Source organism: Nonomuraea sp. NPDC050733 (assembly GCF_040654215.1).
GTDB lineage: Bacteria > Actinomycetota > Actinomycetes > Streptosporangiales > Streptosporangiaceae > Nonomuraea.
Map to the genome: position 1 here is coordinate 69,839 of NZ_JBFAHO010000033.1, position 16,334 is coordinate 86,172.

The 16,334-nt window shown below is 70.3% G+C and carries 14 protein-coding genes and 1 pseudogene; 8 read left to right on the top strand and 7 right to left on the bottom strand.

Annotation, left to right across the window (positions count from 1 at the left end):
• The first annotated feature begins 31 nt into the window (after window positions 1-31).
• Genes AB0H64_RS34600 through AB0H64_RS34620 form a run of 5 tightly spaced genes read left to right on the top strand, consistent with a single transcriptional unit; the run spans window position 32 to window position 6,921 of the window.
• Window positions 32-1,360 (top strand): sugar ABC transporter substrate-binding protein, encoded by a 1,329-nt coding sequence (locus AB0H64_RS34600; protein ID WP_357633056.1) that lies wholly within the window; start codon window positions 32-34, stop codon window positions 1,358-1,360.
• Window positions 1,361-1,368: 8 nt separating this feature from the next.
• Window positions 1,369-2,307 carry a sugar ABC transporter permease gene (locus AB0H64_RS34605; protein ID WP_357633059.1) on the top strand — a complete coding sequence of 313 codons (939 nt, stop codon included), beginning with the start codon at window positions 1,369-1,371 and terminating at the stop codon, window positions 2,305-2,307.
• Window positions 2,304-3,161, top strand: a complete 858-nt coding sequence (locus tag AB0H64_RS34610; RefSeq protein WP_357633063.1) for a carbohydrate ABC transporter permease — start codon at window positions 2,304-2,306, stop codon at window positions 3,159-3,161. Before AB0H64_RS34605 ends, AB0H64_RS34610 begins: the two co-directional genes overlap by 4 nt.
• 53 nt (window positions 3,162-3,214) lie before the next feature.
• Window positions 3,215-5,503, top strand: a complete 2,289-nt coding sequence (yicI, locus tag AB0H64_RS34615) for an alpha-xylosidase (RefSeq protein WP_357633065.1) — start codon at window positions 3,215-3,217, stop codon at window positions 5,501-5,503.
• Window positions 5,504-5,511: 8 nt separating this feature from the next.
• Window positions 5,512-6,921: a GH1 family beta-glucosidase gene (locus AB0H64_RS34620; protein ID WP_357633067.1), complete on the top strand. Its 1,410-nt coding sequence runs from the start codon at window positions 5,512-5,514 to the stop codon at window positions 6,919-6,921.
• A 139-nt stretch (window positions 6,922-7,060) separates the two neighbouring features.
• Here AB0H64_RS34620 and AB0H64_RS34625 read toward each other — a convergent pair whose 3' ends face one another.
• Window positions 7,061-8,533 carry an aldehyde dehydrogenase (NADP(+)) gene (locus tag AB0H64_RS34625; RefSeq protein ID WP_357633070.1) on the bottom strand — a complete coding sequence of 491 codons (1,473 nt, stop codon included), beginning with the start codon at window positions 8,531-8,533 and terminating at the stop codon, window positions 7,061-7,063.
• Between the two features lie 104 nt (window positions 8,534-8,637).
• Here AB0H64_RS34625 and AB0H64_RS34630 point away from each other — a divergent pair, with 104 nt between their 5' ends.
• Window positions 8,638-9,894 (top strand): glucarate dehydratase family protein, encoded by a 1,257-nt coding sequence (locus AB0H64_RS34630; RefSeq protein WP_357633072.1) that lies wholly within the window; start codon window positions 8,638-8,640, stop codon window positions 9,892-9,894.
• A 50-nt stretch (window positions 9,895-9,944) separates the two neighbouring features.
• On the top strand, window positions 9,945-11,231 hold the full coding sequence (locus tag AB0H64_RS34635) for a hypothetical protein (protein ID WP_357633075.1): 1,287 nt from the start codon (window positions 9,945-9,947) through the stop codon (window positions 11,229-11,231).
• Between the two features lie 427 nt (window positions 11,232-11,658).
• Here AB0H64_RS34635 and AB0H64_RS34640 read toward each other — a convergent pair whose 3' ends face one another.
• From AB0H64_RS34640 to AB0H64_RS34655, 4 genes are all read right to left on the bottom strand, one after another.
• Window positions 11,659-12,480 carry a transposase family protein gene (locus AB0H64_RS34640; RefSeq protein WP_357633078.1) on the bottom strand — a complete coding sequence of 274 codons (822 nt, stop codon included), beginning with the start codon at window positions 12,478-12,480 and terminating at the stop codon, window positions 11,659-11,661.
• A gap of 121 nt (window positions 12,481-12,601) precedes the next feature.
• Window positions 12,602-12,970 (bottom strand): hypothetical protein, encoded by a 369-nt coding sequence (locus AB0H64_RS34645; protein ID WP_357633080.1) that lies wholly within the window; start codon window positions 12,968-12,970, stop codon window positions 12,602-12,604.
• A 162-nt stretch (window positions 12,971-13,132) separates the two neighbouring features.
• Window positions 13,133-14,113, bottom strand: a complete 981-nt coding sequence (locus AB0H64_RS34650) for an aldo/keto reductase (RefSeq protein ID WP_357633083.1) — start codon at window positions 14,111-14,113, stop codon at window positions 13,133-13,135.
• Window positions 14,101-15,027 (bottom strand): EamA family transporter, encoded by a 927-nt coding sequence (locus AB0H64_RS34655; RefSeq protein WP_357633086.1) that lies wholly within the window; start codon window positions 15,025-15,027, stop codon window positions 14,101-14,103. The genes AB0H64_RS34650 and AB0H64_RS34655 overlap by 13 nt, the downstream gene beginning before the upstream one ends.
• A gap of 83 nt (window positions 15,028-15,110) precedes the next feature.
• On the opposite strand from AB0H64_RS34655, the gene AB0H64_RS34660 reads away from it, so the two are divergent.
• Complete coding sequence (locus AB0H64_RS34660) at window positions 15,111-15,545, top strand: Lrp/AsnC family transcriptional regulator (protein WP_357633087.1); 435 nt, start codon at window positions 15,111-15,113, stop codon at window positions 15,543-15,545.
• Window positions 15,546-15,571: 26 nt separating this feature from the next.
• Here the strand turns inward: AB0H64_RS34660 and AB0H64_RS34665 are convergent, their stop codons facing one another.
• Together AB0H64_RS34665 and AB0H64_RS34670 are read right to left on the bottom strand one after the other, a co-directional pair.
• Window positions 15,572-15,754, bottom strand: a complete 183-nt coding sequence (locus tag AB0H64_RS34665) for a hypothetical protein (protein WP_357633089.1) — start codon at window positions 15,752-15,754, stop codon at window positions 15,572-15,574.
• A 163-nt stretch (window positions 15,755-15,917) separates the two neighbouring features.
• Window positions 15,918-16,334 (bottom strand): annotated as a pseudogene (locus tag AB0H64_RS34670) (hypothetical protein); the annotation flags it as partial.

Sequence of the window (16,334 nt, forward strand, 5' to 3'; positions counted from 1 at the left end):
CGGCCCTCGAATCCCCACCTAGGAGAACCCCATGCGCAGAAGAACCTTCCTCACAGCGTCCGCCGCCTCCGCCGCGGCCCTGCTCCTGTCCGCCTGCGGCGCCGACGACTCGACGTCCGGGGAAGGTGACCAGGCCGCCCCGTCCCCGATCGCCGGCGACGAGAACGCCCCCGCCACGATCGTCTTCTGGAGCTGGGCCGAGAACATCCAGAAGGTCGTCGACCTCTGGAACAGCAAGAACCCCACCCAGCAGGTCAAACTCAGCGGTCAGGCCGCCAGCGACGAGCTGATCGCCAAGTTCCTCACCGCGGTCAAGGCCGGCAACGCCCCCGACGTCCTGCAGGCGGAGTACCAGTCGCTGCCGACGCTCATCACCAACAACGCCCTGCAGGACCTGACCAGCGCGATCGCGCCCATCAAGTCCGCCTTTCCGCAGGGCACCTGGGACCTGACCTCCTTCGGCGGCGCCACCTACGCCGTGCCGCAGGACGTCGGCCCCATGATGCTGTTCTACCGGGCCGACATCTTCGAGAAGATGGGTCTGAAGGTGCCCACGACGTGGGAGGAGTTCGGCGCGCTCGCCGAGACGGTCCGCTCGAAGGACTCCAAGCGCTACCTCACCACGTTCTCGCCCGGCGACGCCGGCTGGCTGGCCGGCTTCGCCCAGCAGGCCGGCGCCAACTGGTGGACCAACGAGAACGGCGCCTGGAAGGTCGCCGTGGACGACCCCGCGACCCAGAAGATGCTCGGCTTCTGGGGGCAGCTCGTCAACTCCGGCGCGATCCTCGGCGACCCGATGTACACCCCGCAGTGGAACAGCCAGATGAACGACGGCACCATCATCGCCTGGCCGAGCGCGGTGTGGGGCGCGGGCGTCCTCGCCGGCGTCGCCCCCTCCAGCAAGGGCAAGTGGCGGATGGCGCCGCTGCCGCAGTGGAGCGCGGGTGAGCAGGTCACCGGGTTCTGGGGCGGCTCCTCCACGGCGATCAGCGCCACCTCCAAGCAGAAGCCGCAGGCCGCGAAGTTCGCCCGGTGGATCAGCAGCGACCCCGAGGCGCTGAAGATGCTCATCGAGATCGGCCTCTACCCGTCGGCCCTCGCCGGGCAGAGCATGCTCGACGTGGCCCCCGACTTCATGAGCGAGCAGGCGGACTACTACAGGTCCGCCGCCGAGATCGCGAAGACCGCGCGCGGGTTCAGCAGCTGGGGCCCGAACACCAACGTCACCTACGGCGCGTTCGAGAACCTGATGCCCAAGGCGGTGCGCGGCAAGTCCGACTTCGCGGCCGTGGCCACGCAGGTGCAGCAGCAGAGCGTCGCGGACCTGAAGAAGCAGGGCTACCAGGTCGTCGGCGGCTGAGACGACCCATGAGCACAGTCAACGACACCGCCCCACGCCCCCGCGCCGGCCGCCGGCGCGGGGCGCTCGCCGCCCCCTACCTGATGACGGCCCCCGCCGTCATCCTGTTCGTCGTCTTCATCCTGGTGCCGATCGGGTACGCCGTCTGGCTGAGCCTGCACGCCATGCGGGTGCGGGGCGCCGGCCTCGGCATCCGTACCGAGGTGTTCACCGGCCTGGAGAACTACCTGGACGCGGTCCGGGACTCCGCGCTGGGCACGGCGCTGCAGCACATGCTCGGCTACGGCCTGATCATGGTGCCGGCCACGATGGGCCTGGCCCTGCTGTTCGCCCTGCTGCTCGACGCCCCGAGGGTCGGGGGCAAGCGCGCCTCGCGGATCACGATCTTCCTGCCGTACGCGGTGCCGGGCGTCATCGCCAGCCTGCTGTGGGGGTTCATGTACCTCCCGGCGGTCAGCCCGATCAACGCCGCGCTGCAGGCCGCCGGCCTGCCGGCCCCGGACTTCTTCGGCGACGTGTCGATCTTCTTCTCGATCGCCAACATCGCCGTCTGGGGCTCGGTCGGCTTCAACATGGTGGTCCTCTACACCACCCTGCGGGCCATCCCCAAGGAGCTGTACGAGGCCGCCCGCCTGGACGGCGCCGCCGAGTGGCAGATCGCCCTGCGGATCAAGGTGCCGCTGCTGCGCCCCTCGCTCGTCATGACCTCGGTGTTCACCCTGATCGGCATGCTCCAGGTCTTCAGCGAGCCCGCCACGCTGCGGCCCATGACCAACACCATCACACAGGACTGGGTGCCGCTGATGCGCATCTACCAGCAGGCGTTCGTCGACAACGACATCTACCTGGGAGCCGCCAGCTCGGTGCTGCTGGCCGGGGCGACCGTGCTGCTGTCGCTGGGCGCGCTCGCCGTCTTCCGGCTCCGTGGCGCGGGGAGCGGCCGATGAGCGGGCGCGGGGAGCGGGGCACCCGCGCGAAGATCCTGCCCACGTTCCTGCTGCTGCTCGGCGGGCTCTACGCCGTGCTGCCGCTGCTGTGGGTGCTGTTCGCTGCCACCAAGGGCCCCGAGGAGCTGTTCACCACCTTCTCCGGCTGGCCCAGCTTCAACGGCGGCTTCACCGGCAACGTGTCCGCCCTCAGCGACTACGGCGACGGCCGGTTCTGGCTGTGGATGCTCAACAGCCTCATCTACGCCGGCGGCGGGGCGTTCCTGACGGTCGTGGTGTCCGCCGCGGCGGGCTACGCGCTGGCCAAGTACCGCTTCGCCGGGCAGCGGCTCATCTTCGGCGCCCTGCTGGCGGGCGTGCTGGTCCCCCAGATCACCCTGGCCATCCCGCAGTACCTGCTGCTGTCGGAGGTCAACCTGGTCGGCTCGTACTGGTCGGTCATCCTGCCCAGCGTGATCAGCCCGTACAGCATCTACCTGTGCCGGATCTACGCGGCCACCGCGGTGCCCGACGAGATCCTGGAGGCGGGCCGCGTCGACGGGTCCAGCGAGTTCCGGCTGCTGTGGTCGGTCGCGATGCCGATCATGACGCCGGGGCTGGTCACCGTCTTCCTGCTCCAGTTCATCGGCATCTGGAACAACTTCCTGCTGCCGTACATCATGCTGGCCGACGACAACCGGTTCCCGCTCACCGTGGGGCTCTACTCGCTGCTCAACCGCGGCGCCTCGCAGCCGGCCCTGTACAGCCTGGTGATCACCGGCTCGCTGCTGTCCATCGTGCCGATCATCGCGCTGTTCCTCTTCCTCCAGCGCTTCTGGCGCCTCGACCTCGTGGCCGGCGGGCTGAAGGGCTGACGCCGGCCTCACCCCCACATTCGCGGAACACTTCCTCACGGAAACGGAAGGGCATGAAGTTCAAAGACGGCTACTGGCGGATGCGTCCCGGGGTGCGGGGCGAGTACGCCACCGCGGCCCACGACGTGACGGCCGACGCCGCCGCGCTGCGGGTGCTGGCCCCCACGCGGCCCATCACCCGCCGCGGCAACACCATCGACGGCCCCGTCCTGACGGTGGACGTGTCGTCGCCGATGGCGGAGGTGATCCGCGTCCGCGTGGTGCACTTCGCCGGCTCGGTCCCGGACGCGCCCGCCTTCGACGTACGCGAGGACCCGGACGCCCCTCCGGTGCGCGTCAGCGTCGACGGCGACGAGGCGAGCCTGGCCAGCGGCTCCCTGGAGGTCCGGCTGCGCCGCGACACCCCGTGGGACATGACCTTCACCGCGGGCGGGCGCGAGCTCACCCGCAGCGGCGCCAAGTGCCTCGGTGTCATGACCGACCCGGACGAGCGGCACTTCATGGTCGAGCAGCTCCGCCTCAGCGCCGGCGAGCTGGTCTACGGGCTCGGCGAGCGGTTCGGGGCGCTCACGCGCAACGGGCAGACCGTCGACGTCTGGAACGAGGACGGCGGCACCAGCAGCGAGATCGCCTACAAGAACATCCCGTTCTACCTGAGCAACCGCGGCTACGGCGTCTTCGTCAACCATCCCGGCCGGGTCTCCTTCGAGGTCGGGTCCGAGACCGTCTCGCGCGTGCAGTTCAGCGTCGAGGGGCACGACCTGGAGTACCTCGTCATCCACGGCCCCACCCCGGCCGACATCCTGCGCCGCTACACCGCGCTCACCGGCCGGCCGGCGCTCCCCCCGGCCTGGTCCTTCGGCCTGTGGCTGTCCACCTCGTTCACCACCGACTACGACGAGGCCACCGTGGCCTCGTTCGTCGACGGCATGGCCGAGCGGAACCTGCCGCTGAGCGTGTTCCACTTCGACTGCTTCTGGATGCGGCAGTACCGCTGGTGCGACTTCGTCTGGGACCCGGAGGTCTTCCCGGACCCGGAGGGCATGCTGCGCCGGCTCAAGGACCGCGGCCTGAAGATCAGCCTGTGGCTCAACCCGTACATCGGGCAGGCGTCGGCGCTGTTCGAGGAGGGGAAGAAGGGCGGTTACCTGCTGCGCCGCCCCGACGGCCGGGTGTGGCAGGACGACCACTGGCAGGCGGGGCGGGCGCTGGTGGACTTCACCGCTCCCGGTGCCCGCGAGTGGTTCGCCGGCAAGCTGCGCGCGCTGCTCGACATGGGGGCCGACGCGTTCAAGACCGACTTCGGCGAGCGCGTGCCCACGGACGTGGCCTGGGCCGACGGCTCCGACCCCGAGCGGATGCACAACTACTACAGCCTCATCTACAACCAGACCGTCCACGACGTGCTGGCCGAGCGCAACGGGGCGGCCGAGGCGGTGCTGTTCGCACGCTCGGCGACCGTCGGCGGGCAGCGGCTGCCCGTCCACTGGGGCGGCGACTGCGAGTCGACGTTCGAGGCGATGGCCGAGAGCCTGCGCGGCGGCCTGTCGCTGGGCATGGCCGGGTTCGGCTTCTGGAGCCACGACATCGGCGGCTTCGAGGGACGGCCCGACCCCGCGGTCTTCAAGCGGTGGATCGCCTTCGGCCTGCTGTCCTCGCACAGCCGGCTGCACGGCAGCGGCTCCTACCGGGTGCCGTGGCTGTTCGACGAGGAGTCGGTCGACGTGCTGCGCTCCTTCACCGAGCTGAAGCACCGCCTCATGCCCTACCTGTACGGCGCGGCGGTCCAGGCCTCCCGCGAGGGCATGCCGGTGATGCGGGCCATGCAGCTGGAGTTCCCGGACGACCGGGCCTGCGACCACCTCGACGCCCAGTACATGCTCGGTCCCGACCTGCTCGTCGCCCCGGTGTTCTCCGCCGAGGGCGAGGTGTCCTACTACGTCCCGGCCGGCACCTGGACCCGGCTCCTGGACGGCACCACCGTGGAAGGGCCCGGCTGGCGGACCGAGCGGCACGGGTTCGACAGCCTGCCGCTGCTGGTGCGTCCCGGGGCCGTCGTGCCGACGGGCGCCCGCCCGGACCGGCCCGACTACGACTACGCCGACGGCGTCACGCTGAACGTCCACGGGCTGGCCGACGGCGAGCGCCGCACGGTCACGGTCCCGACCACGGAGGGCGGTGTCGGGGCGGTGTTCGAGGTGTCGCGCAGCGGTGACCGTCTCCACGCCGCCCGCCTGGAGGGCGCCCCGGCCCCCTGGCACCTTTCCGTCCCCGCCGGCGCCCGTACCTCCGCCGCCGCCACGACCACCGAGCTCCAGCTCGTCCTCGACTCCAAGGAGTGACCCCCTCCATGACGACCACCCCCGCCCGAGCCTTCCCCGAGAGCTTCCTGTGGGGCACGGCCACCGCCGCCTACCAGGTGGAGGGCGCCGCCGCCGAGGACGGCCGCGGACCGTCGATCTGGGACACCTTCTCCCACACCCCCGGCCTCGTGGACGGCGGCGACACCGGCGACGTCGCCTGCGACCACTACCACCGGCTGGAGGAGGACCTCGACATCCTCGCCGAGCTGGGCGTCGGCGCCTACCGGTTCTCCATCTCCTGGCCGCGGGTGCTGCCCGGCGGCGGCGACCGGCTCAACCAGCCCGGCCTCGACTTCTACTCCAGGCTCGTGGACGGGCTGCTGGCGCGCGGCATCGCCCCGGTCGCCACCCTCTACCACTGGGACCTGCCGCAGGAGCTGGAGGACGCCGGCGGCTGGCCGCACCGCGACACCGCGCTGCGGTTCGGCGAGTACGCCCGCCGGATGGGCGAGACCCTCGGCGACCGGGTCCACACCTGGATCACGCTCAACGAGCCGTGGTGCTCGGCCTACCTCGGCTACGCCTCCGGCGTGCACGCGCCGGGCCGTACCGACCCGGCGGCGGCGCTGGCCGCCGTCCACCACCTCAACCTCGGGCACGGGCTCGCCGTCCAGGCCCTGCGGGCCACCGCCGACCCGGCGGCGCGAATCGCCGTCACGCTCAACCTGCACCACGTACGGGGAGTCTCCGAGGCTGACGCCGGCGCGGTGCGGCGCATCGACGCGCTGGCCAACGGCGCCTTCCTCGGGCCGATGCTCGACGGCGCCTACCCGCGCGACCTCATCGAGAACACGTCGTCCGTCACCGACTGGGCGTTCGTCCGCGACGGCGACGAGGCCACCGCCTGCCAGTCGCTGGACCTGCTGGGGGTCAACTACTACAACCCCGTGCTGGTACGCCAGTGGGACGGCGTCACGCCCCGGGAGACGGCCGACGGGCACGCCGACGGCTCCACCTCGCCGTGGATCGCCTGCGGGGACGTCGAGTTCGTCCAGCAGCCGGGACCGTACACCGAGATGGGCTGGAACATCGACGAGACCGGCCTGACCGAGCTGCTGCTGCGGCTGCGCGACGAGTACCCGGCGCTGCCGTTGATGATCACCGAGAACGGGGCGGCGTTCGCCGACGTCCTCGACGCCGACGGCCGGGTCCGGGACGAGCGGCGCGTCGACTACCTGCGCCGGCACCTGACGGCCGTCGCCGACGCGATCGACGCCGGGGCGGACGTGCGGGGCTACTTCGTGTGGTCGCTGATGGACAACTTCGAGTGGGCCCGGGGGTACGCCAAGCGGTTCGGCATCGTGTACGTGGACCGGGAGACGCTGGAGCGGACGTGGAAGGACAGCGCCCACTGGTTCCGCGAGGTCGTCGCCGCCGGGGCCGTGCCCGCCTCCTGACGCCTTGTGACACGGCCTTGTGACACGGCCCTGTGACATGGATGCCCGCCGTGGCCGCGCCCAGGACGCCGGCCACGGCGGGACCCCATCGCAGGAGGTCGGACTTGTGCCTTCGGAGGAACGGTGCCTTCGGAGGAGGTCAGACGGTGAGGGTGCCGTCGACGCGGCGCGGGATGCCGAGCGGGTTGCCGTCCTTCAGCTCGTCGGGCAGCAGCTCCGCCGGCCAGTCCTGGTACGCGGTGGGGGCGAGCCACCGGTCGATGGCCGTCGCGCCGACCGAGGTGTGCGCGGACACGGTGGTGGAGGGCCAGGGGCCGCCGTGATGCATCGCCCAGCACACTGCCACCCCGGTGGGCCAGCCGTTCCAGATGAGCCGGCCGGCCTTGCGCGACAGCACCTCGGCCACCTCGCCGGCCTCATCCGGGCGGGTGGAGTGGATGGTGGCCGTCAGCGAGCCCTCCAGCCGCTCCAGCACCGGCCGCAGGTCCGCGGCGTCCCGGTAGGTGATGACGATCGAGGCGGGGCCGAAGCACTCGTCCGCGATGTGCGGCAGCCCCTCGGCGAACGACTCCAGGTCCGTGGCGAACACCTTCGGCGTGACCGCCCAGCTCCCCTCCCCCGGCTTGCCCTCGGCCAGCAGGGTCAGCGCGCCGAGCCGCTCCAGGCCGCCCAGGTAACCGTCACGGATCCGCTCGGCCAGCATCGGCCCGCCGGTGGTGCCCTCGACGGCGGCGGCCAGCGCCTTGCGCAGCTCGTCGTCGTCCGGGACGAACATCAGGCCGGGGTTGGTGCAGAACTGTCCCACGCCGAGCGTGAGGGAGGTGGCGAAGCCGGTCGCGACCTCGGCGGCGGGGGCCGACGGCAGCACGACGACAGGGTTGACGCTGCCCAGCTCGCCGAAGAACGGGATCGGGACCTCGCGCTCGTCGATGAGAGCCTGGATGGCCTTGCCGCCCGCGACGGAGCCGGTGAACCCGGCCGCCACGACGAGGGGGTGCTGGACGAGGTCCTTGCCGGCCTGCATGCCCTGCACCAGGCCGAGCAGGTCGGGGTTCGGCAGGGCCTCACGCACGATGGCGGCGACGCGCTCGGAGGTGCCGGGGTGGCCGGGGTGGGCCTTGACCACGACCGGGCAGCCGGCGGCCAGCGCCGAGGCGGTGTCGCCGCCCGCGACGGAGAAGGCGAAGGGGAAGTTGCTGGCCGAGAACACGGCGACGACCCCGGGCAGTGCGCGCTTGACGCGGCGCACGTCGGGCCGGGGCGGGGCGGCCGACGGGTCGGCGTGGTCGATGATCGCGTCGAGGTGGCCGCCGTCCCTGACGACCTGGGCGAACAGGCGGAACTGGCCGGCCGTGCGGGCCACCTCGCCGCGCAGCCGTACCTCGCCGAGGGCGGTCTCCTGGTCGGCGAGCCGCCACAGCTCGTCCACGTGGGCGGCCAGCGCGTCGGCGACGGCCTCCAGCACGAGCGCGCGCTCCTCCGCCGGAGTGGCGCGCCATGCCTGGCCGGCGGCCGCCGCGGCGGAGACGATCAGGTCGACTCCGGCGGCGTCGGTCTCCGGCAGCGCGGCGCCCACGGTCTCACCGGTCCTGGGATCGTATCCGTGAATCATGGATTGGCCCTTCGCAGTCTTGACACTCTCTGAGGTCGATTCTTACAGTTGCGACACCTGTCCACAAATCTGGCAGTTGTTCACATATATGGACGGCGGCACTTATGCTCATCCGGGATGTCCAGGTCACACCCGTCGCGTTCCGCGACCCTCCCCTGCTCAACGCCGCCGGCGTCCACGAACCGTGGGCCCTGCGGACCGTCGTCGAGGTCATCACCGACGAGGGCCTGAGCGGGCTGGGCGAGACGTACGGGGACCTCACTCACCTCACCAAGGTACGTGAGTGCGCCGAGGCGATCGTCGGGCTGGACGTGCACGCCGCCCACGAGATGTACGCCCGGATCGCCTCCGTCGTCGGCGACGTGGTCAGCGACCTGCACGGGCTGACCGGGGTCTCCACCAAGGAGAAGAGCGTCGACCGGGTGTTCGCGGCGTTCGAGGTGGCCTGCCTGGACATCCGCGGCAAGGCCGCCGGGGTGCCCGTCGTGGACCTGCTCGGCGGGCGCGTGCGCGACGCCGTGCCGTACAGCGCCTACCTGTTCTACAAGTGGGCCGGCCACCCCGGCGCCGAACCCGACCGCTTCGGCGAGGCGCTCGACCCGGCCGGGATCGTCGCGCAGGCGGCGCTGCTCATCAAGGAGTACGGCTTCACCTCCATCAAGCTCAAGGGCGGCGTCATGCCCCCCGACGAGGAGGTGGCGGCCATCGAGGCGCTGCACGCGGCCTTCCCCGACCTGCCGCTCCGCCTCGACCCGAACACCGCCTGGACCGTGGAGACCTCCATCCGCGTCGGCCGCGCCCTGGAGGGCAAGCTCCAGTACCTGGAGGACCCCACACCGGACATCTCCGGCATGGCGGCGGTCGCTCCCGAGGTGCCCATGCCGCTGGCCACCAACATGTGCGTCGTCACCCCCGAGCACCTGCCGCCCGCCATCGCCCAGGACGCCGTCAAGGTGCTCCTCCTCGACCACCACTACTGGGGCGGGCTGGTGCGCTCCTCGCACATCGCCGCGCTGTGCGGCACGTTCGGGCTGGAGCTGTCCATGCACTCCAACTCCCACCTCGGCATCAGCCTGGCCGCCATGACCCACCTGGCCGCCGCCACCCCGAACCTCACCTACGCCTGCGACACGCACACGCCGTGGCAGGACGGCCAGGACGTGGTCGTCCCCGGCAGCCTGCGCTTCGTCGACGGGGCGGTCCCGGTGCCGTCCGGCCCCGGCCTGGGCGTCGAGCTCGACCGCGACGCGCTGGCCGTGATGCACGAGCAGTACCTGAAGTGCGGGATCACCTTCCGCGACGACCAGGGGTACATGAGGCGCTTCGAGCCGTCGTTCACCACCCGGAAAGCCGCCTGGTGACACAGGACTCGCCGCCGAAAGCCCACCTCCGCCACCAGGAGAGCCTCCTGATGAACGTCGCCTACGCCTACCCCTGGGACATCGTCGGTGACCCGGCGGCGCCGGAGCGGCTGGCCGCCCTGGGCGTCGAGGCCGTCGCGCTGGCCGCCAGCTACCACGCCACCCGCGCCGCCACGCCGTACCACCCGGCCCACCGCGTCCTCGACGTGCCGCACGCCGCGTTCTACCTGCCCGTGCGGCCCTCCGCGTGGGGCCGCCTGGTGCCCAGGTCACCGTCGTGGACGACGCCCGACGCGTACCTCCAGGCCAGCGAAGCCCTACGCGCCGCCGGTCTGAAGGTCCACGCCTGGACCGTCCTCACGCACAACTCCGTCCTCGGCCGGGAGCACCCGGACCTGGTGGTGCGCAACGCCTTCGGCGACCCGTACCCACACGCGCTCTGCCCGGCCTTCGACGACGTCGTGGACTACTGCGAGCGGCTGGTCCGGGAGATTCTCACGGTGGGACGGCCGGACGCGCTGATCCTGGAGTCGTGCGGGCCGATGGGGTTCGGCCACCAGAGCATCCACGAGAAGACCGCGGGGGCCGACTGGGACTCGGTGGACAGCGACCTGCTGTCGCTCTGCTTCTGCCGCGCCTGCGCCGACCGCTACCCGGCAGGCACACGCGACCATGTGAAGGCCGCCATCGACCGCTCCCCCGCCCTCGGCCCCGGACCGTCCGACCCCGGCCGATCGGGACTCAAGATCACCGAAACACACAACCGCCAGACACCGCCTGAGACGCTCCCCGGAGCCCGGGTCCAACCGCAGCCGACGGACAACACCTCCGGAACGCGCGCCCATCAGACGTCGACCGCGAACACCCCCGCATTCACCTCCGTGGACGAGGCTCTCGGGACGCTGGCGGACGAAGTGCGGGCCGTACGCGTCGACCTGTCGGCCTCACTCCGGCGCACTCTCATCGCCGCGGCCCGGGACACGGCCCCGGAGGTCCCGATCACCATCCACGCCAACCCGGACCCGTGGGCCACGGCCGCCTTCGCCGCCCTCCCCGAGGGCGAGCCGGGAGCGGACGTGCTGGTGGCGAACTGCTGGGGCGACCCGGCCACGGACACGGCCCGCCTCGCCCGCCTCGTCGAACTGTGCCGACCCGGCCAGCGCGTCGGAGCCTACGTCCTCGGCCTCCCCCCACGCCCGGCGGACCCGCAGGCCCAGGCGGAGCTCCTCCGGGCCTACGCCAAGGCAGGAGCATCGGAGTTCCACCTGTACCACGCCGGCCTGGCCTCCCCCCACCGCCTGTCGGCCATACAGCAAGCCCTCCGCCTGATCGGCTGAACCCCGTCAGAGCCGAAGCGCTGGGCACGTGTCCGCGCCATACGACTTCCGCATGACCAGAAGTCCCGCCACCAGCCGAGACGCACATCAGCCCAACGCACGCCGGCCCAACGCACGTCAGTCCAGACGACACCCAAGCCGAAGCACGCCCGCCCAACGCGCGTCAATCCAAACGCACGCCAAGCCCAAGCACGCCGTCCAACACACGCCAGTTCAAACGCCCGCCAAGCCGGAGCACTTGTCAACTCCTGTGTATCGATGAGTGTGGTCGGACTTCCCAGGCCGGCTGTTGAAGCTGATCGTTGTACACAATGGGTTAGTTCCATCCTGAATTCCCAGGTCAAAGGGCTGGTGTGAGTTCGGCTGAGCGTGCTCGTGCTGGTCGTGGCGGCAGATCGGAGCGGTTGATCGTCTGTCAGCGGGTGGCCTAGACGTTGACCAGGACCGTCAGGGCGCGCAGAAGCTTGGTGGCGTGCGCGGCGTGCAGGCGAACCTTGGTCAGGATGCGCCAGGCCTTCAGGTCGGCGAAGGCGTGCTCGACTGGTGCGCGTTCGCTGCTGATCAGCTGGTTGACCTGCTTGTCGGCTGGGGTGAGTGGCCGTCCGCGGGCGGCTTTGCGGCCGGTGATGACGACGGGGTCGCCGGGGTCGTCGTTCAGGCCGACGAAGCCGAGATCGGCGATGGCGCCAAGGCCCGCTTCCCTCAACCGGGCGGTGATCTCGTTGTGGCGGGCGGTGGTGATCTCGCTGGAGCGGCCCGGCTTTGCTGCGGAAATCCATACCAGCTTGCCTTTGCGGTCGGTGATGGCCAGAAACAACAGGCCGTGTACGCGGTGCTTGCCGCTGTAGTTGCGCCGGTTGTCCGCTCCGGTGCGGCGGCGGGTGCGCACCAGGGTGCCGTCGATGAGAACGACCTCCCCGCCCTGCTTGGCGATCTTCTTCAGGGCGCGGTCCAGGCGCGGGGCGCGGGCGGCGAGCAGGTCGATGACCTCCAGGACCCAGCGGCGCACGGTCGAGGCGGAGATGCCGTTGCCGCCGGCCATGTCGGCCAGGCGCTGGTCATGGCGGAGCACGGCGAGCACGATGACGGCGATCTTGCCGGCCGGCAGTTTCCGCCACCGCGATCCGATGGTCTTGAGGTGGGCGCGCAGCAGGCCGGCGACGAATGTAATGGTGCGCGTGGACAGCGGCAGTCGGCACTGGTAGACAGCAGACGGCGCGTCCTCGGCGGGGTTTCTGGTTGTTCTCACACACCGCCATGCCCCTGCCGGGGGCGCGCCGCGTGCCGGCATAGCGGTGGCCGCACGGCGTCGCCCCTGGTCAGGGGGTGTAAGCCATCCATGCTTGAGGGTGCTGCCGGTCGGGACCCGCTCAGGACGGCAGGGCGAACGCTCCGGCCGCGGTCTTGCGCAACCAGCCTCGCTCGACCAGCCGATTCAGCTTGGCCCGGGTGCCTTCGACCTGCCCCGGCTGAGTGGACAGTCCCAACTGCTCGCAGATCGTCTTGCAGGGCAGCGGAGCCTGGCCAGAGCGAACTGCGGCCAGTAGCGCCTGGTAGTCGGCAGGCAGCAGGTCAACGCCGGTGGCCTCGTGTCGGAAAGGGATCAACCGGCCGCCGGGCAGCAGCTGCGCGGCACGGTCGGCCGGCAGCGCCACTTGATAGACGGGTGCCGGGGTCGCGGCGGCGGGCCCAGGGCCGGGCTGTTCGGCGAGGATCTCCTTGACGACCTGCTCGGCCACGCGCAGCCGGTCCAGGTCGTCTTCGGCCTCGGCCAGTTGGGCGCGCTATCTGGTCCAGCAGCGATGAAGACGACAAAGACAAGGAGTCTCCCGGCAGGCGACACGGTGGTTACCTGGTGAAAACGTCTGGACACGGACGATAGCCTCCTCCATGCAGATACCTCAGGAGTGCCCGATGATCTGGTGTGGCCGGTATGGGGCCTCCAGGCGGGCCGCCTCATCTCCGCTCAGGGACACATCCACCGCCGCGATCGCATCGTTCAGATGATCCACCTTGCTCGCCCCGACGATTGGCGCGCTCACGCCAGGCCTTCCGAGCAGCCACGCGAGCGCGAGCTGCGCTGGTGGCAGGCCTCGTTCGCCGGCGACCGCACGCACCACGTCGACGACGTCGAAATCTGCGTCCTCGTACATGCTGTCGGCCAGCCGGTCGCTGCCTGATCGAACCGTGCGCGGCCGGCTGTCGCGGTGGCGGCTCCCGGTGAGCAGTCCGCGTGCCAGTGGGCTCCACGGGATGACGCCCACCCCCTGGTCCACGCAGAGCGGGATCATCTCTCGCTCCTCCTCCCGGTACACGAGGTTGTAGTGGTTCTGCATCGACACGAACCTGGTCCAGCCGGCCGTCTGAGCAGTGTGCTGCGCTTTGGCGAACTGCCAGGCGTACATGCTGGAGGCCCCGATGTAGCGTGCCTTGCCGGCCCGCACCACGTCGTGCAGGGCCTCCATGGTCTCCTCGATCGGCGTCTCATGGTCCCAGCGGTGGATCTGGTACAGATCGACGTAGTCAGTTCCGAGCCTGGTCAGCGAGGCGTCGATGGCGGCCAGCACGTGCTTGCGGGACAGCCCTCGGTCGTTCGGGCCCGGCCCTGTCGGGAAGTACACCTTCGTGGCGAGGACGTAGTCGTCGCGGCGTGCGAAGAGCTTGGCGAGCAGCCGGCCGGTGATCTCCTCGCTCGCGCCGTCGGAGTACATGTCGGCGGTGTCGAAGAACGTCACACCGGCCTCGACCGCGCGCCGGACGATCGGCTCGGCCGCGTCCTCGCGCAGCAGCCACTCCCAGGAACCTGGATCGCCGTACGTCATCATGCCCAGGCAGATCCGGGAGACCTTCAGCCCCGACGAGCCCAACTTCATGTATCGCATTTCGTCGTACCTTCCTGTGAGAGCGTGGTCTTCGCCGCGGCTAGAGGAGGCCGAAGTTCCCGATGGAGCGCGACCGAGAGCACCACGAGCCCGACTCCGGCGAACTCGGCAAGTGAGGGGAGTTGCCGGAGCACCACGATGCCGATCACCGTTGCCGCGGCCGGAAGCAGCGCCACCAGCAACGCGTACGTAGACCGAGCCATGCGTGCCATGGCGAGTTGATCGCACACGTACGGGATCATCGACGAGCAGATCCCCACCCCGATCCCCGCGGCGAGCGCGATCGGGTCGATCATCGCGGGAGCGGCCTGCCAAACACCCACCGGCGCGACACACACGCAGGCGACGAGCATGGCGGCGGCGAGCCCGTCGATGCCGCTGACGCCGCGCAGACGCCGAGCCGTACGGTGGGCCAGCACGATGTAGGCGGCGAACAGCATCGCGTTGGCGAAGGCGAAGACCAACCCCAGCGGCTCCCCCGTCGGCTGGATGCCGGTCAGCACGTAGACACCGCCGACGGCTGCCACGAGTGCCGCGAGGTTACGCACGGTACGGGCACCCAGCGCGGCCAGCACGATGACCGGCAGGAACTCGATCGCGGCGACGGTGCCCAGGGGCACGCGGGCGATCGCCAGGTAGAAACAGACGTTCATGGCCGCGAGCACCGCGCCCCAGGCGATGATCGTACGACGACCCTCGGCATCGAGCCGGGTGAACGTCCGCCAGGGGCGACGCCAGAGCGCGAAAACGAGTGCGGCGCTCCAGATCCTCAGCGCCGCGACCCCGAGCGGGGCGAGCCTGGTGAACAAGAGTACGGCGAAGGCCGGGCCGAGGTAGTGGAAAACGGCGCTCCCGATGAAGTAGGTCCATGGAGGCGCCGCGGACAGGACGGCGCGAGGGCCGGTGGGCGGCATGACCCCCATCGTTGGCCAACCCGTAATTTAGGAGAATGGCGAATCGAAGGATCAGACCCGAGCGGGCATACGAATCCAAGGAAATGGACGCCCTCGACCTTCGTATTCTGGCCGAGCTGCAGGTCGACGCCAGAGTTAGCTTCGCCGAGCTGGGCCGCCGGGTCGGTCTGTCGGCTCCCACGGTGGCTGATCGGGTGCAGCGGCTGGAGGAGGCGGGGGTGATCATCGGCTATCGCGCCGAGGTCGACCCGCGGGCCCTGGGCTTTCCGGTCACCGTGATGGTTCGGATCCGTCCGGCGATCCGGGAGCTGCACCGCATCTCCAAGATCGCCCAGGAGGTTCCCCAGATCGTCGAGTGCTACAGAATGACCGGCGACGACTGCTTCTACTTCACGATGCACCTGCGCGCGGTCGACGAGCTCGAACCGATCCTCGACCTGTTCACCCCTTACGGTCACACGACCACGTCGCTCATCCACACCGCGCCCGTGCCACGCCGCCCCCTGCCCCTCGAGTGAGACTCGGGCCTGTCTTCCGATCGCCCTTACGGAGAGCCCTTGCCCAACAACTGCGTGATCGGGATCTGACCTCCAAGTGCCCAGGTGCGGCCCTCTGGGCAATCCCAAGCCCGTCCGGACTCGTCGGCGAAATACACCGGCGCCGACTTCTCAGCAGGCACCCGGCTGGGCTGTTCGGCAAGGATTTCCTTGACGACCTGCTCGGCCACACGAAGCCGGTCCAGGTCGTCTTCGGCCTCGGCTAGCTGGGATAGGTCGCCGCAGCCGAATCACGGAAGATCCGCTTTTTTGTCCACCTGTCGGATGATCAAGGACCATGATCCTTGTCGCCCACCAGCAGAATCACACCCCACCGCGTCAGGATATCCCCTTCTATCTGGGAAAACAGGATGGAACTCTCTCAATGATGTCGGCGTGGTCGGTTGGGCGAGCTGTGGCGAAGTAGAGCTGTTGGGAGGGGATGTAGCGGTTGCGCCAGGACCGTTCGATCTCGGCGGTGTCGGCCGTGGATCCGGCCGGCGCTGTGCCTCGGTCCCGGGCACGATCTACCGTCTGCTCGAATGGGACGGACACGAAGATGCGCAGGTCCCACCGGCCGATGAGTTCTGGGCGCAGGAGGAAGACGCCGTCGAAGAGCAGTACGCCGTCTGCGGGGGCGATCGTGGCCGGCGGGGACGATGGGGTGTCGGTGTCTCCGTCGTAGATCGCGTGTTGGAACCTTCGGTCTCCGCCTGGGCCCAGCGGATCGAGCAGGACCCGGCACAGCGCGGCGTGGTCGCGGGCGTCGAA